This window comes from Streptomyces sp. NPDC001599, from assembly GCF_042893535.1.
Taxonomy (GTDB): domain Bacteria; phylum Actinomycetota; class Actinomycetes; order Streptomycetales; family Streptomycetaceae; genus Streptomyces.
In genome coordinates this window covers 207,578-230,494 of sequence record NZ_JBIAVA010000007.1, presented here as the reverse complement: position 1 = coordinate 230,494, position 22,917 = coordinate 207,578, and the positions used below count along the sequence as shown (strand labels likewise).

General features: G+C 71.9%; 21 protein-coding genes. 10 read left to right on the top strand and 11 right to left on the bottom strand.

What is annotated here, in order from left to right; genetic code table 11:
• Positions 1 to 7: 7 nt before the first annotated feature.
• Together vanS-Sc and vanR-Sc are read right to left on the bottom strand one after the other, a co-directional pair.
• Entirely contained in the window at positions 8 to 1,102 is a 1,095-nt protein-coding gene (vanS-Sc, locus tag ACFYZ3_RS19965; protein WP_388519256.1) for a VanSc-type vancomycin resistance histidine kinase VanS, read from the bottom strand.
• Entirely contained in the window at positions 1,095 to 1,790 is a 696-nt protein-coding gene (gene vanR-Sc, locus ACFYZ3_RS19960) for a VanSc-type vancomycin resistance response regulator transcription factor VanR (protein ID WP_388519253.1), read from the bottom strand. The genes vanS-Sc and vanR-Sc overlap by 8 nt, the downstream gene beginning before the upstream one ends.
• 87 nt (positions 1,791 to 1,877) lie before the next feature.
• Between vanR-Sc and vanJ the strand changes: the two genes are divergently transcribed.
• From vanJ to vanX, 5 genes are all read left to right on the top strand, one after another.
• On the top strand, positions 1,878 to 2,984 hold the full coding sequence (vanJ, locus tag ACFYZ3_RS19955) for a teicoplanin resistance protein VanJ (protein ID WP_388519250.1): 1,107 nt from the start codon (positions 1,878 to 1,880) through the stop codon (positions 2,982 to 2,984).
• A 130-nt stretch (positions 2,985 to 3,114) separates the two neighbouring features.
• The gene (locus ACFYZ3_RS19950) at positions 3,115 to 4,338 is read left to right on the top strand and encodes a lipid II:glycine glycyltransferase FemX (protein ID WP_388519247.1); all 1,224 of its coding nucleotides are present in this window, start codon (positions 3,115 to 3,117) and stop codon (positions 4,336 to 4,338) included.
• Positions 4,339 to 4,434: 96 nt separating this feature from the next.
• Complete coding sequence (gene vanH-Sc / locus ACFYZ3_RS19945; RefSeq protein ID WP_388519245.1) at positions 4,435 to 5,448, top strand: D-lactate dehydrogenase VanH-Sc; 1,014 nt, start codon at positions 4,435 to 4,437, stop codon at positions 5,446 to 5,448.
• Between the two features lie 10 nt (positions 5,449 to 5,458).
• The gene (gene vanA-Sc, locus ACFYZ3_RS19940) at positions 5,459 to 6,499 is read left to right on the top strand and encodes a D-alanine--(R)-lactate ligase VanA-Sc (RefSeq protein ID WP_388519620.1); all 1,041 of its coding nucleotides are present in this window, start codon (positions 5,459 to 5,461) and stop codon (positions 6,497 to 6,499) included.
• Positions 6,496 to 7,104 carry a D-Ala-D-Ala dipeptidase VanX gene (gene vanX, locus ACFYZ3_RS19935; RefSeq protein WP_388519242.1) on the top strand — a complete coding sequence of 203 codons (609 nt, stop codon included), beginning with the start codon at positions 6,496 to 6,498 and terminating at the stop codon, positions 7,102 to 7,104. The genes vanA-Sc and vanX overlap by 4 nt, the downstream gene beginning before the upstream one ends.
• 40 nt (positions 7,105 to 7,144) lie before the next feature.
• On the opposite strand, the gene ACFYZ3_RS19930 is transcribed toward vanX, so the two are convergent.
• The 3 genes from ACFYZ3_RS19930 to ACFYZ3_RS19920 all read right to left on the bottom strand — a co-directional run bounded on the left by ACFYZ3_RS19930 (position 7,145) and on the right by ACFYZ3_RS19920 (position 9,880).
• Positions 7,145 to 7,948, bottom strand: a complete 804-nt coding sequence (locus tag ACFYZ3_RS19930) for an MBL fold metallo-hydrolase (RefSeq protein ID WP_388519239.1) — start codon at positions 7,946 to 7,948, stop codon at positions 7,145 to 7,147.
• An 11-nt stretch (positions 7,949 to 7,959) separates the two neighbouring features.
• Positions 7,960 to 8,829, bottom strand: a complete 870-nt coding sequence (locus ACFYZ3_RS19925; RefSeq protein WP_388519237.1) for a CPBP family intramembrane glutamic endopeptidase — start codon at positions 8,827 to 8,829, stop codon at positions 7,960 to 7,962.
• 94 nt (positions 8,830 to 8,923) lie between these two features.
• Positions 8,924 to 9,880: an alpha/beta hydrolase gene (locus tag ACFYZ3_RS19920; RefSeq protein WP_388519234.1), complete on the bottom strand. Its 957-nt coding sequence runs from the start codon at positions 9,878 to 9,880 to the stop codon at positions 8,924 to 8,926.
• 64 nt (positions 9,881 to 9,944) lie between these two features.
• Between ACFYZ3_RS19920 and ACFYZ3_RS19915 the strand changes: the two genes are divergently transcribed.
• Both ACFYZ3_RS19915 and ACFYZ3_RS19910 read left to right on the top strand, forming a co-directional pair.
• Positions 9,945 to 10,484, top strand: coding sequence for a helix-turn-helix domain-containing protein (locus ACFYZ3_RS19915; RefSeq protein ID WP_388519232.1), 540 nt, complete (start codon positions 9,945 to 9,947; stop codon positions 10,482 to 10,484).
• Positions 10,485 to 10,588: 104 nt separating this feature from the next.
• Positions 10,589 to 11,074 (top strand): TrkA C-terminal domain-containing protein, encoded by a 486-nt coding sequence (locus tag ACFYZ3_RS19910; RefSeq protein WP_356859800.1) that lies wholly within the window; start codon positions 10,589 to 10,591, stop codon positions 11,072 to 11,074.
• A gap of 41 nt (positions 11,075 to 11,115) precedes the next feature.
• Here ACFYZ3_RS19910 and ACFYZ3_RS19905 read toward each other — a convergent pair whose 3' ends face one another.
• The 3 genes from ACFYZ3_RS19905 to ACFYZ3_RS19895 all read right to left on the bottom strand — a co-directional run bounded on the left by ACFYZ3_RS19905 (position 11,116) and on the right by ACFYZ3_RS19895 (position 14,827).
• On the bottom strand, positions 11,116 to 12,327 hold the full coding sequence (locus ACFYZ3_RS19905; RefSeq protein ID WP_388519230.1) for a cation:proton antiporter: 1,212 nt from the start codon (positions 12,325 to 12,327) through the stop codon (positions 11,116 to 11,118).
• 589 nt (positions 12,328 to 12,916) lie between these two features.
• A complete protein-coding gene (locus ACFYZ3_RS19900; protein ID WP_388519227.1) occupies positions 12,917 to 14,458 on the bottom strand; it encodes a potassium/proton antiporter in 1,542 nt (513 codons plus the stop codon).
• A gap of 78 nt (positions 14,459 to 14,536) precedes the next feature.
• Positions 14,537 to 14,827 carry a DUF3040 domain-containing protein gene (locus tag ACFYZ3_RS19895; protein ID WP_388519224.1) on the bottom strand — a complete coding sequence of 97 codons (291 nt, stop codon included), beginning with the start codon at positions 14,825 to 14,827 and terminating at the stop codon, positions 14,537 to 14,539.
• Positions 14,828 to 15,093: 266 nt separating this feature from the next.
• On the opposite strand from ACFYZ3_RS19895, the gene ACFYZ3_RS19890 reads away from it, so the two are divergent.
• Both ACFYZ3_RS19890 and ACFYZ3_RS19885 read left to right on the top strand, forming a co-directional pair.
• Positions 15,094 to 15,378: a zinc-ribbon domain-containing protein gene (locus ACFYZ3_RS19890; RefSeq protein ID WP_356868534.1), complete on the top strand. Its 285-nt coding sequence runs from the start codon at positions 15,094 to 15,096 to the stop codon at positions 15,376 to 15,378.
• Positions 15,379 to 15,496: 118 nt separating this feature from the next.
• Complete coding sequence (locus ACFYZ3_RS19885; protein WP_388519221.1) at positions 15,497 to 16,579, top strand: PucR family transcriptional regulator; 1,083 nt, start codon at positions 15,497 to 15,499, stop codon at positions 16,577 to 16,579.
• A gap of 124 nt (positions 16,580 to 16,703) precedes the next feature.
• Here ACFYZ3_RS19885 and ACFYZ3_RS19880 read toward each other — a convergent pair whose 3' ends face one another.
• A complete protein-coding gene (locus ACFYZ3_RS19880; RefSeq protein ID WP_388519218.1) occupies positions 16,704 to 18,155 on the bottom strand; it encodes a flotillin family protein in 1,452 nt (483 codons plus the stop codon).
• Between the two features lie 70 nt (positions 18,156 to 18,225).
• Positions 18,226 to 18,735 carry a hypothetical protein gene (locus ACFYZ3_RS19875; protein ID WP_388519215.1) on the bottom strand — a complete coding sequence of 170 codons (510 nt, stop codon included), beginning with the start codon at positions 18,733 to 18,735 and terminating at the stop codon, positions 18,226 to 18,228.
• 233 nt (positions 18,736 to 18,968) lie between these two features.
• Here ACFYZ3_RS19875 and ACFYZ3_RS19870 point away from each other — a divergent pair, with 233 nt between their 5' ends.
• Positions 18,969 to 20,858 (top strand): NAD-binding protein, encoded by a 1,890-nt coding sequence (locus tag ACFYZ3_RS19870; protein WP_388519617.1) that lies wholly within the window; start codon positions 18,969 to 18,971, stop codon positions 20,856 to 20,858.
• A gap of 202 nt (positions 20,859 to 21,060) precedes the next feature.
• On the opposite strand, the gene ACFYZ3_RS19865 is transcribed toward ACFYZ3_RS19870, so the two are convergent.
• Positions 21,061 to 22,881: a prolyl oligopeptidase family serine peptidase gene (locus ACFYZ3_RS19865; protein WP_388519213.1), complete on the bottom strand. Its 1,821-nt coding sequence runs from the start codon at positions 22,879 to 22,881 to the stop codon at positions 21,061 to 21,063.
• Positions 22,882 to 22,917 lie beyond the last annotated feature (36 nt).

Genomic DNA, 22,917 nt, shown 5'->3' with positions numbered 1-22,917 from the left:
GCGTGGCTCACCTGCCGGTGTACGCCGAGGCCGCGGGCAGCTCTACCGTGACGCGGAGGCCCCCGCTGTGCCGTGGGGTGAGGGTGAGGGTGCCGTCGTGGGCCTGGGTGATGGTGTTGACGATGGCCAGGCCCAGGCCGACGCCGGGGTGGTCGGTGTGTATGCGTTCCGTGCCGCGCTGGAAGGGTTCGGTGAGGGTCGAGGCCTGGTGAGGGCTGATCAGGTCGCCGGTGTTCTCGACGACGAGCCGCGTGGTGCGGGGGCCGGGGGCGGTGTGGATCCAGACCCTGCCCCGGCCGGGGAGGTTGTGGACGATCGCGTTGTGGACGAGGTTCGTGGTCAGTTGGAGGAGGAGGGCCGGTGATCCGAGGGCGAGGGTTACCTGGCCGCTGGTTTCGAGGGTGACACCGTGCTTCTCCGCGAAGGGGAGCAGGGTCTCGGTGGCTTCCTCCGCGAGGAGGGACAGATCGACCTGCTCCCGGGTGAAGGAGCGCTGGCCGGCGCGGCTGAGCAGGAGCAGGGCCTCGGTGAGGTCGATCGCCCTGGTGTTCACTGCGTGGAGGCGGTCGATGATCTCGCCGGGGTCCTGGTGCGGGTCGGTGCGGGCCACGTCGAGGATGGCCTTCGAGACGGCCAGCGGGGTGCGCAGCTCGTGCGAGGCGTTGGCCGCGAAGCGCCGCTGTTCGGCCACGTGCGCTTCGAGGCGGGCGAGCATCTCGTCGAAGGCGTCGGCCAGTTCGCGGTACTCGTCCCTGCGGCCCGGCAGCCGGATGCGGTGGGAGAGGGAACCGGTCGCTGCCGTGCGGGTGGCCTCCGTGATGCGGTCCAGGGGGGCGAGCATGCGTCCGGCGAGGAACCATCCGCCCACGAGGCCGAACACCAGGAGGAACGCCATGACCCAGGCTGCCGTGGGGGCGAAACTGCGCAGGAAGATCGTGCCCGGAGTCGCTCTCACCGCCCCCCATTCATTGGTGATCAGCCACCCCTGCCGCACGAGGAACACCCCCACGGCTGCCAGCAGCAGGGCACCGGCGAGCATGAGGAATCCTGCGTAGCTGAGGGTGAGCTTCAGTCGGACGCTGGGGCCGGGTCTCCTATCCACGGTCGCTACCCGCCCGCTCGGTGACGGGTGCCGTGTCGATGCGGTAACCGGCGCCCGGCACGGTGGCGATGATCCCCGGTTCGCCCAGTCGCTTGCGCAGGGCGGAGACGGTGATGCGGACGGCGTTGGTGAAGGGGTCGGCGTTCTCGTCCCACGCGCGTTCCAGAAGTTCCTCGGCGCTTACGACGCCGCCCTCGGCGGCGACCAGGACTTCGAGCACGGCGAACTGCTTCCTGGTCAACGCGACGTAGCGGCCGCCCCGGTAGACCTCCCTGCGAAACGGGTCGAGGCGCAGGCCGGCGATCTCCCGCACCGGAGGCCTGCTGTGGGCGCGCCTGCGGTCGAGTGCCCGGAGCCTGAGCGCGAGCTCCTGCAGTTCGAACGGCTTGGTCAGGTAGTCGTCGGCGCCGAGTCCGAAGCCGGACGCCTTGTCGTCGAGGCGGTCGGCCGCGGTGAGCATGAGGATCGGCATGCCGCTGCCGGAGGCGACGATGCGTTCGGCGATCTCGTCACCGGACGGGCCGGGGATGTCGCGGTCGAGGACGGCGATGTCGTAGGCGTTGACGCTCAGAAGCTCCAGCGCGGTGTCGCCGTCGCCCGCGATGTCGGCCGCGATGGCCTCCAGGCGCAGGCCGTCGCGGATCGCCTCCGCCAGGTAGGGCTCGTCCTCGACAATCAGCACACGCATGGTCTCGAGATTACGAGTCGCCACATATCGTCGGCATATCGAAAACCGCATACGTGCCGGCAACACCCCGCCGCGTTCACTGGGCGTATGCGTCAGATCTCGCCACCAGCCCCGCCAGCACCAGCAGTCCCAGCAGTCCCGCCGCCGACCGCACCGGATCCGGATCCGGATCCGGATCCGGATCCGCGACAGCTTTCCCGGGCGGCGCTCCGCAGCGCGGTAAGCCCGGAGCTCTGGAGGCGTGCGCCGCTGCTCACGGTGTCGGCGCTGCTGCTGGGCCTCGTGATGATGCTGCACGCGGAGATTCCGAACCGGTTCGGGTCCGTCGGCAGCCTGGTCGAGACCTTCCTGCCGTGGTTCGGCCTGTTCGTCCCCGTGCTGGCCGCCGGAGCGCTGTGGCGCCGCTCCCCCGCCGCTGTGACCGCGCTGGTGCTGCCGGTCACGGTGTGGCTGACCCTCTTCGGCGGGCTGCTCGGCGACAAGTCCGGCTCGGGCGGCGACCTCACCATGGCCTCCCACAACGTCGGCGCCGAGAACCCGGACCCGGCCGGCACCGCCCGCGACCTGGCCGCCTCCGGAGTGGACGTACTGGCGCTGGAGGAGATCACCGCACAGGACCGGGATGTGTACGAGAAGGGGCTGGCCAGGGAGTACCCGTACCACACGGTGCAGGGCACGGTCGGGGTGTGGAGCAAGCTGCCGCTGTCGGGCACGCGGCCGGTCGACATCGCCACGGACTACGGGCCGCTGGCCGACACCAAACCGGCCGACGTCACGATGGCCGGCAACCGTGCGCTGCGCACCACGGTGGCCACGGACAAGGGCCCGCTGGTGGTGTACGTGGCCCACCTGGGCTCCGTACGGCTCAATCCCCGGGCGGGATTCTGGACGGACTCCCGCGACCGGAACGCGCAGGCGCTCGGCGCGGTCCTCGCCGCCGACCGCAGTGAGCGGGTCGCGCTGCTCGGCGACCTGAACGGCACCCTGGACGACCGCGCGTTGGCGGGCATCACCTCGCAGTTGCACTCGGTCCAGGACGCGGCCGGGGACGGTTTCGGCTTCAGCTGGCCGGCGAAGTTCCCGGTGGCGCGGATCGACCAGATCCTGGTGCGCGGCGTGGAGCCGACCGGTTCGTGGACGCTGCCCGCCACCGGCAGCGACCATCTGCCCGTGGCCGCCGGGGTCAGTTGGTGAGCCTGACGAGCAAGGTGCGGTCGGTCCGACCCGACCCGGCCCAGCCTGGCCCGGCCCGGCCCGGGACATATCGTCGGCGTATCGAAAACCGCATACGCGTCGGCAACACCCCGCCGCCTTGACTGGGGGCATGGCCTACAGCGAACCAGTACGAACAGCGGCCCCGACGCGGCCGACCGTCCGGCCGATCAGCGCCGCCGAGCACCTGGCGTTCGTGCGGGCGCAGCGCTCGGTCAGCTTCCTGCAGACCCCCGCCTGGGGGCGCGTCAAGACCGAGTGGCGCAGCGAGTCCCTGGGCTGGTTCGACGGCGGACGGCTGGTCGGTGCCGGGCTCGTCCTGCACCGGCCGGTGCCACGGCTCGAGCGCTTCACGCTGGCCTATCTGCCCGAGGGCCCGGTCATCGACTGGACCGGAGACCTCGACGCCTGGCTCGATCCGCTGGCGGCGTATCTCAAGGCGCGCGGTGCGTTCGCGATACGGCTCGGTCCGCCGGTGTGCACGGACGTGTGGAGCGCAGACGAGATCAAGGAAGGCATCGCCGATCCGGGCACGCGGCGGCTCACCGGACTGCCCACCCGATGGACCGATCCGGTCGGCGCCCACGTGACCGGTCGGCTCAGGGACGCCGGCTGGCTGCCGCAGAGCCCGGAGGACGGCTTCGGAGTCGGGCATCCGCAGTTCAAGTACGAGGTCCCACTTGCCGGAAGAACCGAGGACGACCTGCTCAGAGGCATGAACCAGCTCTGGCGGCGCAACATACGGAAGGCGGCCAAGGAGGGCGTCGAGGTCACACTCGGGGATGTCACGCCCGAGAATGCCACGGTCGGGGATGGCACGCCCGGGGATGCCACAGTCGGGGAGGCGGCGGTCACGGACGACGTGAAGGCGTTCCACGACCTCTACGTCCACACTGCCGAGCGGGATCGCTTCACTCCCCGGCCGCTGCGCTACTTCGCGACCATGTTCGCCGTGCTCGGTGCCGAGGATCCCGAGCGCATCAAGCTCTACCTGGCCCGCCACCGGGGCGACCTGGTCGCCGCCACCGTCATGGTCCAGGTCGGTGCCCACGCGGTGTACGCCTACGGCGCCTCGTCCACCGGAAAACGCGAGGTGCGTGGCTCCAACGCCTGCCAGTGGGCGATGATCCGCGACGCGCTCGCCGCCGACTGCGACGTCTACGACCTCCGCGGCATCACTCCGACCCTCGACACGGACGACCCGCACGTCGGGCTGATCCAGTTCAAGGTCGGCACCGGCGGTCGGGCCGTGCGGTACGTGGGCGAGTGGGACCTGCCGCTGCGGCCGCTGGTGTACCGGACCTTCGACCTCTATATGAAGCGACGTGGTCGATGAGCCGTGTCCGACCCAGAATTACCGGTTGGTAATATATCGTCGGGATATCGAAAAGCGCATACGGGACGGCAACACCGAGGCGCCTTGAATGGAGGCATGACCTTCTCCTCGACCTCCTCGATCCCTCCCCCGTCCCGACTCCTTCCGACAACAGGAATCACGGTTTACGGCTGCGGGCAGGACGAGGCCGTCCTGTTCCGTCGGACGGCGCCCCGGTTCGGCGTCGAGGCGACTCTCACGGAGGCCGCCGTATCCGAAGAAAACGTCGGGCTGGCGGCCGGAAACCAATGCATCAGCATTGGACACAAGACCCCTGTCACACCTGCCACCCTTCGCGCACTCCACCGAGCCGGCGTGACGTACATATCCACCCGGAGCATCGGCTACAACCACATCGACGTGGAATACGCGGCCGGCGTGGGGATATCCGTCGAGAACGTCGTCTACTCCCCCGACAGCGTGGCCGACTACACCCTGATGCTCATGCTGATGGCGGTGCGCAACGCCAAATCCACCGTCCGCCGCGCGGAGCTGCACGACTACCGGCTGAACGAGATACGCGGGAGGGAGCTGCGCGATCTGACCGTCGGGGTGATCGGAACGGGGCGCATCGGTGCATCGGTCGTGGACAGGCTGCGGGGTTTTGGCTCGCGCGTACTGGCCCACGGAAATCGGCCCACCATCACGGCGGATTACGTATCTCTCGACGAGTTGCTGCGGTCGAGCGACATCGTGTCGCTTCATGTACCGCTGACTCCGGACACGCATCACCTGCTCGATCAACGACGTATCCGGCGGATGAAAAAAGGCGCGTTCGTCATCAATACCGGACGCGGCGCGCTCATCGACACCGAGGCGCTGGTCCCGGCTTTGGAGAGCGGCAGATTGAGCGGTGCGGCGCTGGATGTCGTCGAGGGCGAGGAAGGAATCTTCTACGCCGACTGCAGAAACAGAACCATCGAAAGCACGTGGCTGCCGCGACTGCAGAAGATGCCGAACGTACTCATCAGCCCGCACACCGCCTATTACACCGACCACGCCCTGAGGGACACGGTCGAGAACTCCATCATCAACTGCCTGAATTTCGGAAGCAGGAAACAGCATGACTGAGTCGGACAAGTTGGCCAGGGTGAAGGTCGGCATCGTATTCGGGGGCTCTTCCGAAGAACACGCCGTATCCGTCAAGTCGGCCCAGGAGGTCGCACGCAACCTCGACACCGAGAAGTACCAGCCCTTCTTCGTGGGGATCACGAAGGACGGCGCCTGGAGGCTCTGCGACGGTCCCGGCCCGGACTGGGAGAACGGCGACTGCCGTCCGGTCGTGCTGTCACCGGACCGGAGCGTGCACGGGCTGCTCGTCCTGGAGCAGGGGCGGTACCGGACGGTTCGCCTGGACGTCGTCCTTCCCGTCCTGCACGGCACCCTCGGCGAGGACGGTGCGACGCAGGGGTTGCTGGAGCTCTCCGGTATTCCGTACGTGGGCTGCGACGTCCAGAGCTCCGCCCTGTGCATGGACAAGTCCCTCGCGTACGTCGTCGCCAGGAGCGCGGGGATCGCCACACCGGATTTCTGGACCGTGACGGGGGACGAGACCATCGATCCCGGCCGGCTCACGTATCCCGTCTTCGTGAAGCCGGCCCGTTCGGGGTCGTCATTCGGCGTCAGCAAGGTGTCCCGGCAGGAAGACCTGGCGACCGCGGTGGAGTCCGCCCGGCGGTACGACACGAAGGTGCTGATCGAAGCGGCCGTCGTCGGCAGCGAGATCGGCTGCGCCATCCTGGGGAACGACCCCGACCTGATCGCGGGCGAGGTGGACCGCATCGCGCTCTCCCACGGATTCTTCCGGATCCACCAGGAGGAGGAGCCCGAGAGCGGCTCGGAGAACTCGACGCCGGTCGTCCCCGCCGACATACCGGCGGAGATGCGGTCGCTCGTCCAGGAGACCGCGAAGACCGTGTACCGCGCCCTGGGATGCCGGGGGCTGTCCCGGGTGGACATGTTCCTCAAGGAGGACGGGGAAGTCGTCCTCAACGAGGTCAACACCCTGCCCGGCATGACCTCGTACAGCCGTTATCCCAGGATGATGGCGGCCGCGGGTCTGCCGCTCTCCGAGGTGATCGACCGGATGCTGTCCCTGGCGTTGACGGGGAAGCTCCGATGACGGGGGACTTCGCCTTCGTGGACGAGCTGGTGTCCGGAATCCGGTGGGACGCCAAGTACGCCACCTGGGACAACTTCACCGGCAAACCCGTGGACGGATACCTGGCGAACCGGATCGTCGGCACGAAGGCCCTGTGCGCGGCTCTGGGAAGGGCACAAGAGCGGGCCGAAGACCTCGGCTTCGGGCTGCTCCTCTGGGACGGCTACCGCCCGCAGCGTGCCGTGGACTGCTTCCTCCGCTGGTCACAACAGCCGGAGGACGGCCGGACGAAGGCCCGGCACTATCCGAACATCGGCAGGGCCGAGATGTTCGACAGGGGGTACGTGGCCGCCAGGTCGGGCCACAGTCGCGGTGGCACCGTGGACTTGACGCTGTACCACCTGACCACCGGTGAACTCGCCCCCATGGGCGGCGGCCACGACCTCATGGACGCGATATCGCACCACGACGCCCGAGAGGTCTCGCGGGTCGAGGCGGGGAACCGCCGGCATCTGCGCTCGATCATGGCGGCCTGCGGTTTCGCCTCATACGACTGCGAGTGGTGGCACTACACGCTGAAGGAGGAACCGCATCCGGACACCTACTTCGACTTTCCCATCGCGTAGGCGTGCAGCCGAGCAGCCGGGCCGAGCGAGCGGGGCCCGCTCACGCCACCACGAAGGTGCGGCCGGGCGCCGCGTACTCCACCGGGCCCCCGTAGCGCGCCGCCGCCCGGTCGAGAGCGGCCGACGGCTCCAGGAACGGGCCGAGGTGGGTGACGACCAGACGGTGCGCGCCGGCGGTGGCGGCGGTCGTGCCCGCCTCCTCCGGGGTGTGGTGCACCGCCTCGGTGCCGGCCGGGGGTGTCTGTGCGGAGTCGGCCTCGCACAGCAGCACCGTGCAGTCGTCGGCGAGCTCGGTGAGCGCCTCGCAGGGGGCGCTGTCCCCGGAGTAGGCAAGACAGGCACCGTCCTCGGTCTCGACGCGGACACCGAAGGCGGGCATCCCGTGCGACACGGTGCGGCTGGTGAGCGTGAGGCCGCCGATGCGGGCGCGGTGGCGGTCGTGGAGTTCGACGACTCGGAAGGCGTCCTCGACCGGGCTCCGCCGCGGGCCGTTGGTGAGGAAGCCGGCGAGCCGGTCGGCGATGCCGGGCGGGGCCAGCAGGGGGACGGGGGCGGCGAGTTCGACCTCCGCGTACAACAGGCCGTAGTACGCGGTCAGCAGGTCGGCGCAGTGGTCCGCGTGCAGGTGGGAGATCCAGATACCGTCGAGCTGGTCCAGGCGTATGTGCTCGCGCAGCGCGCCGAGCGTCCCGCTTCCCGCGTCCATCCACAGCCGGGAGCCCCGGCCCACGCCCCCGTCCCCGTCCCCGTCCCCGCTCTCGACGAGGTACCCCGAGCAGGGATTCCCTGCCCGGGGGTACGGGCTCGCGCTGCCGAGGACCGTGAAGCGGAGATCGTCCGTCATGGTCGCGGAGTCTACGGGCGCTGCCGTCCCGTGCGGTGGGTGAGCAGGAGGGCCGTCACCGTCAGGGCCTGGATGCCGAGGATCATGGCCTGCACCTCCGGTTCCTCCACGGCGAGCAGGATCATCGTCGTGTTGACCGCGAAGTGCACCGCGATCGAGGCGACGATGCCGGCGCGCTCGTAGGCGGCGGTGACCAGCATGGCCATCGGGATGTTGCTGACGACGAACAGGACACCGCTCGGGGTGGCGAGGCCCAGGTCGTGCTGGACGGTGCCGTCGATGAAGAAGAGCGGGAGGTGCCACACCGCCCAGGTGACGCCCAGGACCAGGCAGACCTGGAAAGTCCCCAGCTTTTCGCGCAGCCTCGGGTAGGCGGTGCCCCGCCAGCCCGGTTCCTCGGACAGCGGGCCGCTGACCAGCATGCCGACGAGGAACGCGGCGGGCCCGCCGAAGTCCTCGACGGCGTCCTTCGCCACGTCCAGGCTCAGTTCGGGGCCGCCCGCACGGCTCGCCAGGAGGGCGGCGGCCAGTACGGTCGCCGAGCCCAGCACCAGCAGCAGTACGGCCTTGAGCAGGAGTGCCGCCCGGAAGGGGACCACGTGCTCCGGGACCGGTTCGCCGCGTCGGCGGCGGCGTACGCGGATGACGAGGGCGCCTATCAGGGGGCCGAAGGCGCCGAGCATGTAGGGGGCGTTGGCGGCTTCGTTCGTCTCCGTGCCGCCCAGCGCGATCGCCGTACCCCAGGAGAGCCAGCTCACGGCGAAGGCGATGACCATGAAGAGCCTGAGGTCGGCGCGGTAGTGGCGGCCGGAGGCCGGTGCGGCGGTACGGACGGATGCGCCGAGCGGGGTGCCGTGCGACGCCGTGCGTGAAGTGGGCATGCCAAACCTTCGGTTGTCCGTGGTGATGGGTGACGTGGGTGATGGGTGGCGTGGGTGATGTGTGCCGTGCGCGACCGACGTTGTTTCGCCGAGGTCAGGAGTGGGTCGTACGCCGCTCCTGAGCGGGGGCGCCCGAGGGCTCGCGCAGGCGGGCCGCGAGCCAGGTCGCGACGAGGGTGAGCAGCTCGGCGTCGACCGGCTCGCGCAGGAGACGACGGTAGGAACGGAGCGTGGGCCGGCCCGTGTCGCGGCGCAGTACGTGGGTCAGGTCGGGGACGCGGTGGATCTCGGCGTCGCCGCCGGGCACCAGGCGCCGGATCTCGTCCAGGTCGGCGGGAGGAACCTGGACGTCCTTGTCGCCGGTGACGGCGAGCACGGGGACCGCGGCCGGGATGACGGCCAGGTCGTCACGGGTGTCGTGGACGAGCATCTCGCGCATCCAGCGGGCGTTGACCCGGAGACCGGCGATACGCGCCACGTCGGTGCGGGTGCGTTTGACGCGGGCCAGGACGCGCTCGCCCAGAGCGCCCAGCGGGCGGCGCAGGAGGCGGACGGGGGCGGGCATGCCGCCGAAGACCGACGCCGCCTGCCAGCGGAAGGCCGCCTCGCCCTCACGGGCGAACCCGGCCAGCAGTACCGCCGCCGCCACCTCCTGCCGGGCGGCGAGGGTCATCGCGTGCAGGGCGCCCTCGCTGTGGCCGACGACGCCGACGGCGTCGGGGCGTATGTCCGGGTGCGCGGCCAGGTGGCGCAGGGCGGCGCTCGCGTCGCGGCGGTTGTCGATGAAGCCGCTCTCCTCCCAGACGCCGGGGGTGGCGCCCGCGCCGCGCCGGTCGTAGCGCAGCGTGGCGACGCCCGCCGCGGCCAGGGCGTCGGCCAGCGGGCGCCCGAGGTTCAGCGGCAGCCTGGGCGTGTTGCCCTCGCGGTCCAAGGGGCCCGAGCCGTGCAGCAGGAGGACGGCGGGGTGCGGTCCGGGGCCGGCGGGAAGGCTCAGGGTGCCGGCCAGCAAGGTCCCGTCGTCCGCGGTGACCGTCAGGTCGGTTTCGGGCAAGGCTCCGCCTCTCTCGATCGCTCTCAACTACGAGAACGTTATCAGATGTGAGAACATGAGTCTCATGGCTACCTCGAATCTCCTCCTCCACCCGGTCCGCATGCGCATCCTCCAAACCCTGGTCGGTGCGGGTGAACTGACCACGGCTCAGCTGCGCGAACGGCTCCCCGACGTTTCGCCCGCGTCCATGTACCGGCACATGGCCGCGCTCACCAAGGCCGGTGTCCTGGAGGTGAGCCAGGAAAGGCGCGTGCGCGGCACCGTCGAGCGCAGCTACCGGGTCCGCCAGGACGAGGCCCTCGTCGACGAGGACGCCCGCGCCGCCATGACCAAGGACGACCACCGGCAGGCCTTCACCGTCTTCACCGGCGCCCTCATGGCCGACTTCGACCGCTACCTCTCCCGCGACGACACCGAGCCCGTCCGCGAAGGCGTCCTCTACCGGCAGGGCGCGGTCTGGCTGACGGACGAGGAGTTCACCGAACTCGTCGCGGAGCTGGAGGCCGTGGTCGCCCGTCGCACCGGGCGCAGACCGGACGACGGCCGCGTCCGCCACCTCATCAGTCTCGTCGTCATGCCGGACAAGGAGGGCGGTCCGGCGTAAGGGAGGCGTATGGGAGTGGCACGGGGTGGTCCTGCCCGGCCGGGCAGGATCTAGGGTGTCCCGGATTGCCGGAAGGACTGGCCTGGGGAGACAGGGAGGCGGCCGTGGGTGCTGCGCGTACGAGCAGGACGCCGTTGCCGGGGATAGGGGTGCGCTACGACCTGGTCACCCGGGAGCGGCGCCGGCTGTCGGTGGTGGCTGAGCCTGCCGGGGCGCGGACGCTGAGCGCGTACCGCAAGGACGATCCGGACGACGCCGCGCTGTCGGTGCGGCTGGACGCGCAGGAGGCGGCCCTGGTCGTCGACGCGCTCAGGCCCGCCCATCACAGCCCGAGCCTGCTGTCGACGACCGAACTGGGGCTGGTCGCGGAGCGGATCGGCCTCTCGACCGCCTCGCACTGGAACGGGCGCCTGCTGGGCGACACCCGCACCCGTACCGAGACCGGGGTGTCCATCGTCGCGGTGCTGCGGCGGACCGAGGCGCTCCCGTCCCCGGGGCCGGACTTCCGGCTGGCCGGCGGCGACACGCTGATCGTGATCGGGACGCGCGAGGGCGTCGACGCGGCCGCGGAGATCCTCGGGCGGGAGTGAGCCCGGCCCCTCGCGTCGGTGCGCGGGCAGCCGCCCCGCCCTCACACGTTGGCGTGCGTCGACTCCGTGGGAGTGGTCGCGGTGACGGGCGCACCCTTGCGGGGGCCGCGGGTGAGGCGACGGGCGAGGGGCTCGGTGAAGCGGGCCGTGAGCGGGCCGAGTACGACGAGGATGAGGACGTACGCCGTCGCCAGCGGGCCGATACGGGGCTCGACACCCACCGCGAGCCCGGCGATGACGATCGAGAACTCGCCCCGCGCCACCAGCGTGCCGCCCGCGCGCCAACGGCCCGAGCCCCGCAGGCCGGCGCGGTGGGCGGCGTACCAGCCGGTGGCGACCTTGGTGAGGGCGGTGACGGCGGCGAGGAGCAGGGCCGGGACCAGGACCGGCGGGATGTCGGCCGGGTTGGTGGACAGGCCGAAGAAGACGAAGAAGACGGCGGCGAACAGGTCGCGCAGCGGGGTGAGGAGGCTGCTGGCGCCCTCGGCGACCTCGCCGGACAGGGCGATGCCGACGAGGAACGCGCCGACCGCGGCGGAGACCTGGAGTTCCTGGGCGAGGCCCGCCACTACGAGGGTCAGGCCGAGGACCACCAGCAGGAGCGTCTCCGCGCTGTCGGAGGAGACCGCGCGGCTGATCAGCCGCCCGTGGCGCAGCGCGAGGTAGAGGACGGCGCCGACGGTGCCCAGGGAGATCAGCAGGGTGACGGCGCCGCCGGCCAGGCTGACGCCGGCGAGCAGGGCCGTGAGGATCGGCAGGTAGACGGCCATGGCGAGGTCCTCGATGACGAGGACGCCGAGGACGACGGGGGTCTCGCGGTTGCCCAGCCGGCCCAGGTCGCCGAGGACCTTGGCGATCACGCCGGAGGACGAGATCCAGGTGACGCCCGCGAGGGCGACGGCGGCCACCGGGCCCCAGCCGAGGATCAGTGCCGCCACGGCGCCGGGTACGGCGTTCAGGACGAAGTCGACCGCGCCGGAGGGGTACTGGGTCTTGAGGTTGGTGACCAGTTCGGAGGCGCTGTACTCGAGGCCGAGCAGGAGCAGGAGCAGGATGACGCCGATTTCCGCGCCCGTGGCGGTGAACTCCTCGCTGGCCTGCAGGGGCAGGATGCCGCCGTGGCCGAAGGCGAGGCCGGCCAGCAGGTAGAGGGGGATGGGCGAGAAACCCACGCGGCCGGCGATGCGGCCGAGGAGGCCCAGGGCGAGGATGATCGCTCCGAGTTCGATGAGCACGGCGGTCGTGTTGTGCACGGGCGTCTGTCCTCCGGGGTGGGTCGGTGGCGGCGGGCGGGGCTGCGGGGCGCGGGTGCGGGTGCGTGGTCGGTGCGGGCCGGGTGGGAGCGCTGCCCGGCGTTGCGGGGTGCCGCTGCGCCCACCCGTGCCGCCCCAGCGGCACGACTGCCCGCAGCTGCGGGGGTAGAGCGGCGGCCCGCAGCTGCGGCGGGGTGGCGCTGCCCGCAGCTGCGACGGGTCGCCCGGCGTTGCGGCGGCGGACGGCGGATGCCCTCAGCGGCGGTGTGGCGGCTGCCTGGAGCTCGGGCGTGGCGGTGGCCTGCGGCTGCGGCTGCGGATACGACTGCGGTCGGCGGTGCCTGCCGTGGCTCGGGGCTGAGGTGGGGCGAGGAGGTGCGTCAGGATTCGGGGACGCTGTCTCGGGCCGTGTTGTCGATGCGCGCGGGGTTCACGGGGTCGGCGGGGCTGACGGTAGGGGCGGCTCGGTGCGTCTGGTGCATCCGGCTTGCCCCCGTCTCCTCGAACTGCCGTACCGTCTGGGTGAACTGAGCGCCCGTCCGCTCGACGGAGCATCACGGCTCGGTAAAGAAGTTTACCGCATCACTTATTACGCATTGTGATGCTTTCCGGGGTGCATGGGGAGCAATGGCTCCGACTCCGGAGTGCCGTGCTCGCCCAGCCAGCGGGCCAGTTTGCCGCGGCGGCCGACGGCGCGCAGCCGGCGTTCCGCCGCCTCCCGGACCTGGGGTGTGGTGATGAGGAGCAGTTCGTCACCGGCGCGCAGCACGGTGTCGCGGTCGGGTACCAGACTGGCGCCGTCGCGGACGACCAGGGTGACGGCCGTCGGATGCGGCAGCCGCAGTTCGAGGACGGTGACACCGTGCAGCCGCGAACCCGGCGGAACGGACACGGTGAGCAGGTCGGCGTCCAGGACGTCGAGCGGCGCCGTCTCGACCTGGATCTCGCGCAGCGCGTCCGGCCGGGTCACCCCCGTCCACCGGGCGACGGCGGGCAGCGTGGGCCCCTGGAGCAGGGTGAAGAGGACGACGAGCACGAACACGATGTTCAGGGCGTCGCGCGCACCGGTCACCCCGGCCACGACCGGGAAGGTCGTGAGCACGATGGGGACCGCGCCGCGCAGACCGGCCCAGGAGATGAAGACCTGCTCGCGCCAGGGCACGCGGAACGGCAGCAGGCAGAGCAGCACCGACACCGGCCGGGCGAGCAGCAGCAGGACCAGGCCGACGACCAGGGCCGGGAGGATCGCGGAGGGCAGCTCGCTCGGGTCGACGAGCAGGCCGAGCATGACGAACAGGCCGATCTGGGCCAGCCAGCCGACGCCCTCGGAGAAGGAGCGGGTGGCCGCGCGGTGGGGCAGCTTGGCATTGCCGAGGACGAGCCCGGACAGGTAGGCGGCGATGATGCCGCTGGCGCCCAGCGCTCCGGCGGCGGCGAAGGCGATGACACCGAAACCGACGGTGGCCAGCGGGTACAGGCCGGTCGCGGGCAGGGCGATGTGCCGCAGCGCGGCGACGCCCAGGCGGCCGATCACCACGCCGAGGACGCCGCCGACCACGAGCTGGAAGAGGAGGTTGCCCACGACGGGCAGCGGGCCCGGCAGACCGGCGGTGGTGGAGAAGAGCAGGACCAGGATGATGGTGGGCGCGTCGTTGAAGCCGGACTCGGCCTCCACCAGCACGCTCACCTTGCGCGGCAGCGGCAGGGCGCGCAGTACGGAGAAGACGGCGGCGGCGTCGGTGGAGGAGACGATCGCACCGATCAGCAGGGCCAGCCGCCAGTCGAATCCCAGCAGCCAGTGCGCGCCCGCGGCGGTCACCACCACGGAGATCACCACGCCCACGGTGGCGAGCACGCCGGCCGGGGCGAGCAGGCGCCGGACGTCGCTCCACCGGGTGGTCAGCCCGCCCTCGACCAGGATGAGCGCGAGGGCGGCGGCACCCAGTGCCTGGGCCAGCTGGGCGTCGTCGAAGCGCAGGCCGAGCCCGTCCTCGCCCGCGACGAGCCCGACGCACAGGAACAGCAGCAGGCTGGGCAGCCCGATGCGGTGGGCGGCGCGGGCCGCGGCGATGCTGGCCAGCAGCACCGTGCCGCCGATCAGCAGCATCACGTACAGCTCGGACAGGGTCATCGGACGCGCTCCGGGCCGTACACGCCCGCGTGCGCAGCCTCGCACGCGCCCGGGTCCGCGTCCCCGTGCCCGCCGGGGTCAGGACCCGGACGGCGGGCACCGGGTGCCGCGCTCGCGCCGGTGCGGGTCGAAGAGTTCACCGGCGACGCCGGCGAAGACCAGCCCGGCGGCGATGAGCAGCCCGTGGGCCAGGAACATGCCGGCGGCCAGCGCGCCCAGGGCGGCGGCGAGCAGCAGCCAGGCCCGGTGGTACCGGTACTCGCGCGGGCGGCGGGGACGGCCGTCGGCGAAGGCCCGGGCGAACCGGGGGTCCTCGCGGTGCAGGCGGGACTCGATCTCGCTGAGCCTGCGGTCTTCGGGTACGGGCATGGGGTCCTCCTCCCGACGCGGAGCCCTGGACGGGCGACGCGGTCAGCGGGGCGGGCCATGTGCTCTCCTTGCGGGGTGGGGCATCACGATCACACCAGGACGTAGCGGCCGGGTAAGGGGAGTGGGCTCCAGACTCGCCCGCGCGGGCCCGTCCGGGCCATCCGGGGCGGCACCCAAATACGGCGGCGTGCGACCTGTAGGCGCGGCCGGGGGAAGATCTGAGTGTCCTGCGCGCCCGCGGGGGGCCGACCGGGAAGGACCAGCTCGTGATCATTTTTGGCACCAAGGGATACCTCTACCAGCTCGCGATACTGACTCTGGTGTGCGGCCGGTGCGGCAATCCCGCCGCGCACACGCTCAGGAAGCGCGTCACGAAGTTCACCCTGTTCTTCGTGCCGCTGTTCCCCTTCTCGACGAAGTACGCGACCCAGTGCACCTTCTGCGGCGCCGAGCAGCAGGTGACCAAGGAGCAGGCGGAGCAGCTCCAGGCGCAGGAGGCCGGCGGTCAGGCGTACGGACCGTCCGGTCAGCAGCCCTACCAGCGGCCTTAGGGCCGGCGGAGGTTAGCCGCTGCCCCCTGCCTTCCGCGTTGCCGGTTTCCGGCAGCGTTGACTACCCTCACGTTGCCGGACACCGCGCACCGGGCGTGAACGGCAGGGGAGGCGCGGGGTGACGGAGCTGCAGACGGAGCAGCGGGAGGCATACCTGGCCGGGTACGCCGAGATCCTTGCGGGTGTCGCCGGCACGGGGCGCCGGCTGACCCGCGACGAGCTGGAGGAGCGCAGGCTCTTCGGTGAGCAGGCCGCGGAGGCCGGACACAGCCTGCGCAGTCTCGTCCGGCTGCACCTGGACGCCACGCGCACGTCCTGGCCCGGCCGCGGTGCGACGGTCTCCGGCACCGACGTCACCGGCACCGTGCTCGCCGCCGTGGCCCAGGCCGTGGACGCCTTCGCCGAGGGCTACGAACGTGCGCAGCGGCTCGCCGTACGCCAGGAGGAGGCCGCGCGGCGGGAGTTCATCGACGACCTGCTCTACGGGCGCAGCGACCTCGGCCGCCTCGCCGAACGGGCCGAGCGCTTCGGGCTCGTCCTCTCCCACGCCCACGCCGTCGCGGTGGCCGAGGGGCCCGAGGCGTACGACGACACCGCCCCGGTCACGCGGGTAGTGGAATCCGCGCTCATCTCCCGCTTCGGCGACCGGCGCGTCCTGATCACCACCAAGAACGGGCAGTTGATCTGTATCGCGCCCGGCGACCAGGACGACGTCCTCTCCTTCTTCGCCAAACAGGCCTACGCCGCCACGGACGGCAGCCGGGTGGCCATCGGGCGGCCGCAGAGCGGCGCGGGCGGCGTCGTGCACAGTTACGAGGAGGCGCTCAGCACCCTCGAACTCGCCGACCGGCTGGGCCTGGAGGAGCCCGTGGTGCGTGCCGCGGACATGCTGGTCTACCCGGTCCTCGCCCGTGACCGGCAGGCGATGGCCGACCTGGTGCTGAGTGTGCTGGGCCCGCTGCGCGAGGCCCGCGGCGGTGCCGAGCCGCTGCTGCGGACCCTGGAGGTGTACTTCGACGCGGGCTGCACCGCGGCCGAGGCCGCCCGGCGTCTGACGCTCAGCGTGCGGGCGCTCACCTACCGGCTGGACCGCATCCACCAGCTGACCGGGGCGAACGCCTCCGACCCGGTGCACCGCTACACGTTGCAGACCGCGGTCATCGGCGCCCGGCTGCTGGGGTGGCCCGTCCAGGAGATCTAGACTCGCAAGGTTCAGGACTCGCGGGAGATCCGGGCTCGCGGGAGATCCGGACTCGCAGGAGATCCGGACTCGCAGGAGATCCGGACTCGCGGGCCGTCCCGGCAACCGGTCGGCGCGGGGCGGGTCAGTCCGTGATCTCCACCTTGCCGTTTTCGGTGGTGGCCCGGCCTGCCTCGCCCTTGGCCGTGATGCCCTTCAGCAGGGACGCCAGGTCGACGCCCGTGGTCGAGCCCAGCAGTTCCATGCCCTGCGCCACGTTGTCGGCGACCGTGCGGGTGAGCCGGCTCGCGCCGTCCGTCGAGATGACCGTCATCTTGTCCACGGCCGCCAGCGGCTCGGACGCCTTCGCCACCACCTGCGGCAGCACCCCGACCAGCATGTGCAGCACGGCGGCGTCGCCGTACCGGTCGAAGGCGTCGGCCTTCTTCTCCATCGCCTCGGCCTCGGCCGCGCCCTTGGCACCGATCGCGGCGGCCTCGGCGTCGCCCTCCAGCCGTACGGCGTCCGCCAGGGCGCTGCGCCGCTGCTTCTCGCCCTCGCCGGTGAGCCGGGCCCGCTCGGCCTCGGCCTGTGCGGCGGCGATACCGGCGGCGCGCTCGGCCTCGGCCTGCTTCACCCGCGCCACCCGGCGGGCCTCCGCCTCCTGCTCGGCGGCGTACCGCTGGGCGTCGGCGGGCTTGCGCACCTCGGTGTCCAGCTGGCGGTCCTTCAGCGCGGCCTGCCGCTCGGCGACCTTCTCCTGCTCGGCGAGGATGTCCTGCTGCCGGGCCGCCTCCGCGAGAGGACCCGAGGCGTTGGCGCGGGCCGAGGCCTGGTCGGTCTCGGCCTTGATCTCGGCCTGCTTCAGGTAGAGGGTCCGCTGTGCGACCGCGATCTCCTCCTCCGCCTTCAGCCGCGCCTGCTCGGCCGCCCGCCGCGCGACCGCCTCCGCGATGTCGGCCTCCTGCTTCGCGCGGGCCGCTTCGGGACGGCCGAGGTCCTCCAGGTAGGAACCCTCGGTGGTGATGTCCTGGATCTGGAAGGCGTCGAGCACCAGGCCCTGCCCGGACAGGCTCGCCTCCGCCTCCTCGGCGACCTGGCCGGCGAAGGCGGCCCGGTCCCGGATGACGTCCTCCACGGACATCCGGCCGACGATCGCGCGCAGCGCGCCGGACAGCACCTCCTGGGTGAAGCCGACGATGCCGTCCTGCTGCATCAGGAACCGCTGTGCGGCGGCGCGGATCGCGTCCTCCGTGCCGCCGACCTTGACGATCGCGACGCCTTCGAGATTGGCCTTCACCCCGCGCAGCGTCACCGCGCCCCGCACGGCGACCGGGATGTGCCGGGAGGAGAGGTCGAGCGTGAACCGCTGCTGCACGAACGGCACCACGAACACGCCGCCGCCCACCACGACCTTCTGGCCGCTGTTGTCGGTGAACACACGGCCCGTCTCCGGATCGGTGGACCTCTTGCCGCGCCGCCCGGTGACGATGAACGCCTCGCTCGGACCGGCCACCTTGTAGCGGCTGACCACCACCAGGGCGAGCAGCACCAGGAGTACGACGACTCCCACCACCGCGATGACGACAGGACTCATGACAACGCCCCCGAATCACACAGAGAGAACAGAGAACAGAGAGAACAGAGAACGAGAGAAGGCGCCGACCTCAGCGGTCCACCGGGCGCACCATCACCGACGTCCCCGTCGGCACCGCCTCGACCCACACCTCGGCGCCCCGCGCCAGCGGCACCGTGCTGCGCGCCGCGCACTTCAGCGGCTGCCCGGCGAGCCGGAGCAGGACCTCGCCGTAGCCGTCCGCCGGGATGGCGGTCACGACCCTGCCGGCCGTTCCGAGAAGGTCGTCGGTACGAGGCGTGACGGCGGTCTGGTCGCGCATCAGGGCGCGGCTGAAGCGGTACGTCAGCCAGCCGGCCCCCACTCCGGCGACCGCGCCGACCCCGGCGGCGCCCGCGGGGCCGGTCCAGCCGGTGCCCAGGGCGATGGCGCCGGCGAAGCCGGTCATCGCCGTGAACCCGGCGACGACCGGCAGCGACAGCCACCCCTCCAGGAGGCCGTCCAGCGCTCCCCCGAACGCGCCTTCCAGCACTCCGTCGAAGACCAGCGACAGGGCGAGCAGCACGACCCCCGTAATACCCAGCCCGAGAAACCAGACCATGCGTGCCGTCCCCCTCCCGCCCGTCGCTGAGCTTCGGTGAAACGAATCGTCACACGCGGGGCGACAGCACGTCATTGCCGAGTTCCGGCAATCTTTACGCGTCTTTAATGCCGCCCTCGATCTCTTCCGGGGCTCCTGGAACCACGCCCGGTGCCTGTACTGTCCTTCCCCAAATGGGGACTCATACGGGGAGCGTTCCGAACCAGGTTCCGCAGGGCGACGGGTACGCGCACATGGTGGTGTGCGGCGACGACGGGCTGGCCCACCGGCTGGCCGCCGAACTGCGCGGCGTCTACCGCGAACAGGTCACACTCGTCGTCCCGCCCGCCGGGCGCCGGGTGCGTCAGCCGGTGGTCGGGCGGGCCCGCGCGGCCTCGGCGGCACTGCTGGACATGGTCAACGCGGCGGTCAACCGGACGGGCAACGGTGATCCGGGCGGCGCCGACCGCGAACTCGACGCCACCGAGCCGACCGAGGACGTACTCGCGGACGCCGGTGTCGAGCGGGCCACCGCCCTGGCCCTCGTGTACGACGACGACGAGACCAACATCCGCGCCGCCCTGACCGCCCGCCGGCTCAACCCCCGACTGCGGCTGGTCCTGCGTCTGTACAACCGGCGCCTGGGCCAGCATATCGAGGAACTCCTCGACCAGAGCGCGACCTTGGCCACGGGCAACGGTCCCGGCTCCGGGTCCGGATCCGGGCCCGAGTCCGGGTCCACGACCGTCCTGTCCGACGCCGACACCGCCGCTCCCGCGCTGGCGGCCACCGCCCTCGTCGGCACCAGCAAGGTCGTCGAGACGGACGGCCTGCTGCTGCGCGCCGTCGAACGCAATCCGCCCCGGCCCGGCGAGGTGGCCGACCCGGGACTGTGCACCCTGGCGCTGCTGTCCGCGACGAGCAACGACCCGGCCGGTGCAGACGGTTCGGAGGACAGCGGCGAGCAGGGGCCGCAACTGCTGCCCGACGCGGCGGCGGTGGAAGCGGCCACCGGACGCGGGACCGTGGCCCTGGAGCAGGTGTCGTACTCCGGTCCGCCGCTGCCCGCCGGGCGGGCCGGCGTACCCGCCTTCGGCCAACTGTTCTCACGGCGGCTGCGGTGGTCGCTGGCCGGCCTGGCGGCCTGCGTGGTCGCCCTCGCCGTGGCGCTGATGCTGGTCACCGGCGACCACCCCCTGCACGCGACGTACGTGACACTGCTCGACCTGTTCTCCATCAACGAACCCGCGCACAACAAGGACACCGGCCGTCAGATCCTCCAGCTCCTCTCCGGGTTCGTCGGACTGCTGCTGCTGCCCGTCCTGCTGGCCGCCGTGCTGGAGGCCCTCGGAACCTTCCGCAGCGCCTCGGCACTGCGGAAGCCGCCGCGCGGGCTGGGCGGGCATGTCGTCCTGCTGGGTCTCGGCAAGATCGGCACTCGCGTCCTGACCCGGCTGCGGGAGATGGACATCCCCGTGGTCTGCGTCGAGGCCGACCCCGAGGCGCGCGGCATGGCGACCGCGCGGCGGCTGCGGGTGCCGGTGGTGCTCGGGGACGTCACCCAGGAGGGCGTCCTGGAGGCCGCCAAGATCCACCGGGCGCACTCCCTGCTCGCCCTGACCAGCGTGGACACGACCAACCTGGAGGCGGTGCTGTACGCGCGGTCCGTACGGTCGCGGCTGCGGGTGGTGCTGCGCCTGTACGACGACGACTTCGCGACCGCCGTGTACCGCACCCTGCGGGTCGCCCATCCGGGCGCGCTCACCCGCAGCCGGAGCGTGACGCACCTGGCGGCGCCGTCCTTCGCCGGGGCGATGATGGGCCGCCAGATCCTCGGGGCGATCCCCGTCGAGCGGCGGGTGCTGCTGTTCGCGGCGGTGGAGGTGGCGGGGCACCCCCAGTTGGAGGGGAAGACGGTCGGGGAGGCGTTCCGGGCGGGGGCGTGGCGGGTGCTGGCGCTCGAGGTCTCCGACGGTGGGCGGGCGGAGGGGGGTGCGCCGGAGAGGGCGCGGGAGTCGCGGTTGGTGTGGGAGCTGCCCGACACGTATGTCCTGCGGGGCTCGGATCGGGTGGTGCTGGCGGCGACGCGGAGAGGGCTGGCGGAGTTGCTGGGGCGGCGGGCGCGGCGGGGGGCGGACGTGTAGGGGCGCCGCCCCTACGACCCCGCCAGGGGGCTCCGCCCCCTGGACCCCCGGCCTATGCCCACCCACCACCCGACTCGGTCGGCCGAGAAGCCACCCCGAAGACCGACTCGGTCGGCCAGGAAGCCGCCTCGGAGACCAACTCGGCCAAGAAGCCACCCCCGAGACCGACTCGGTCGGCCAGGAAGCCGCCCCGGAGACGACGTTACGGCTTCGGGAGGTTTCTGCTCGCGAAGTCCAGTTCCAGGCGTACCTGCTTGATGCGTTCGTCGACGACCAGGGAGCCGTGGCCCGCGTCGTAGCGGTAGACCTCGTGGACGGCGCCCCTGGCCTCCAGGCGCTCGACGTAGTTCTCGACCTGGCGGATCGGGCAGCGCGGGTCGTTGACGCCCGCCGAGATGTACACCGGGGCCTTGACCTCGTCGACGTAGGTCAGCGGGGAGGAGGCCTCGAAGCGCTCGGGGACCTCCTCGGGGGTGCCGCCCAGCAGGGTGCGGTCGAGTGCCTTGAGGCCCTCCATCTCGTCGTGGTACGCCGTGACGTAGTCGGCGACCGGCACGGCCGCGATGCCCAGCGTCCACGCCTCGGGCTGGGTGCCGATGCCGAGGAGGGTGAGGTAGCCGCCCCAGGAGCCGCCGGTGAGGATCAGGCGCTCGGGGTCCGCGAGGCCCGAGGTGACCGCCCATTCCCGCACCGCCGCGATGTCCTCCAGCTCGATGAGGCCCACCCGGTGCTTGAGGGCGTCGGTCCACGCGCGGCCGTACCCGGTGGAGCCCCGGTAGTTGACCCGGACCACCGCGTACCCGTGGTCGACCCAGGCGGCCGGGCCCGCGGCGAAGGAGTCGCTGTCGTGCCAGGTCGGCCCGCCGTGGATGTCGAAGACCGTCGGCAGCGGACCGGCCGCCCCGGCGGGCTTCTGGACCAGGGCGTGGATGCGGCCTCCGGGCCCCTCCACCCACACGTCCTCCACCGGGACCGAGCGGGGCGACTTCAGGCCGGGCGGGTCCAGGACGACGCGGCCGGTGGTGGAGCGGACGGCCGACGGCTCGGCGGCCGAGGACCACAGGTACTCCACGCTGCCGTCGGGGCGGGCCGTGGCCCCCGAGACGGTGCCGGCGGGGGTGTCGATCTCCGTCAGGCCGCGCTCGGCGAAGTCGTAGCGGAACAGCTCGCTGCGGGCCTCGAAGCCGTGCACGATCAGCAGGCCGGAGCCGTCCGGGTACCACTCGGCGCTGACGTCACCGGGCAGCTCCAGGGCGAGGTCGGTCTGCTCGCCCGTCGCCACGTCCCACACCAGGGGCTCCCAGCGGCCCCGGCGCTGGTGGCCGATGAGCAGCCGGGTGTCTCCGTCGACCGGCGCGAAGCCCAGGACCTCCAGGCCCAGCTCCTCCTCGCCGCCCCGGGTGTCGTCCAGCTCGGCGACCGTGCTGCCGTCGGGGCGCAGGACGCGCAGTGCCGAGTGCATGGCGTCGCCGTGCTCGGTGTGCTCGATCGCGATCAGGGAGCCGTCGTGAGAGAGGTCGCCGACGCCCGCGGACTCCCGGTGCCGGTAGATCTCCGCCGGTGCGCCGCCGTCCCCGCGCGCGAGGTGGATCGTCGTACCGTCCTCGTCGGTGGAGCGGCCGATCACCGCCGTGCGGCCGTCCCGGCCGAGGGCGAGGCCCGCCGGGTAGGAGGGGTCGAGGCCCGGCACGGCCTCCTCGTCCGCGCCGCCCGCGAAGGGCTGGCGGCGCCAGACGCCGAACTCGTCGCCGTCCTTGTCGTCGAACCACCAGATCCAGTCGCCGTCCGGCGCGAGCACGCCGTCCGTCGTGCCGTTGGGCCGGTCCGTGACCTGGCGCTGCTCCCCGCTCGACCGGTCCCAGGCGTACAGCTCGTACGTCCCCGTCGCGTTCGAGACGAACAGGGAGCGGTCCGGGGCGTCCTCGGCCCAGTCGGGCAGCGACACCCTCGGCGCCCGGAACCGCTTCTCCCAGTCGGGCACCTGCTCGCCCTGCGTCTGCCGCAACCCGTTGCTCTCAGTCATGGCCCCATACTGCCCCGACCCGGCGACAACGCGCAG

Bases quoted from the DNA above. Each gene is read 5' to 3' on its own strand.
- ACFYZ3_RS19875 (WP_388519215.1), bottom strand. From the start codon at position 18,735: ATGGTCTGGTTTCTCGGGCTGGGTATTACGGGGGTCGTGCTGCTCGCC.
- ACFYZ3_RS19880 (WP_388519218.1), bottom strand. From the start codon at position 18,155: ATGAGTCCTGTCGTCATCGCGGTGGTGGGAGTCGTCGTACTCCTGGTG.
- ACFYZ3_RS19915 (WP_388519232.1), top strand. From the start codon at position 9,945: ATGGCTACCTCGAATCTCCTCCTCCACCCGGTCCGCATGCGCATCCTC.
- ACFYZ3_RS19925 (WP_388519237.1), bottom strand. From the start codon at position 8,829: ATGCCCACTTCACGCACGGCGTCGCACGGCACCCCGCTCGGCGCATCC.
- vanJ (WP_388519250.1), top strand. From the start codon at position 1,878: ATGCGTCAGATCTCGCCACCAGCCCCGCCAGCACCAGCAGTCCCAGCA.
- ACFYZ3_RS19865 (WP_388519213.1), bottom strand. From the start codon at position 22,881: ATGACTGAGAGCAACGGGTTGCGGCAGACGCAGGGCGAGCAGGTGCCC.
- vanH-Sc (WP_388519245.1), top strand. From the start codon at position 4,435: ATGACCTTCTCCTCGACCTCCTCGATCCCTCCCCCGTCCCGACTCCTT.
- ACFYZ3_RS19930 (WP_388519239.1), bottom strand. From the start codon at position 7,948: ATGACGGACGATCTCCGCTTCACGGTCCTCGGCAGCGCGAGCCCGTAC.
- ACFYZ3_RS19950 (WP_388519247.1), top strand. From the start codon at position 3,115: ATGGCCTACAGCGAACCAGTACGAACAGCGGCCCCGACGCGGCCGACC.
- ACFYZ3_RS19870 (WP_388519617.1), top strand. From the start codon at position 18,969: ATGGTGGTGTGCGGCGACGACGGGCTGGCCCACCGGCTGGCCGCCGAA.
- ACFYZ3_RS19900 (WP_388519227.1), bottom strand. From the start codon at position 14,458: ATGACCCTGTCCGAGCTGTACGTGATGCTGCTGATCGGCGGCACGGTG.
- ACFYZ3_RS19895 (WP_388519224.1), bottom strand. From the start codon at position 14,827: ATGCCCGTACCCGAAGACCGCAGGCTCAGCGAGATCGAGTCCCGCCTG.
- vanR-Sc (WP_388519253.1), bottom strand. From the start codon at position 1,790: ATGCGTGTGCTGATTGTCGAGGACGAGCCCTACCTGGCGGAGGCGATC.
- vanX (WP_388519242.1), top strand. From the start codon at position 6,496: ATGACGGGGGACTTCGCCTTCGTGGACGAGCTGGTGTCCGGAATCCGG.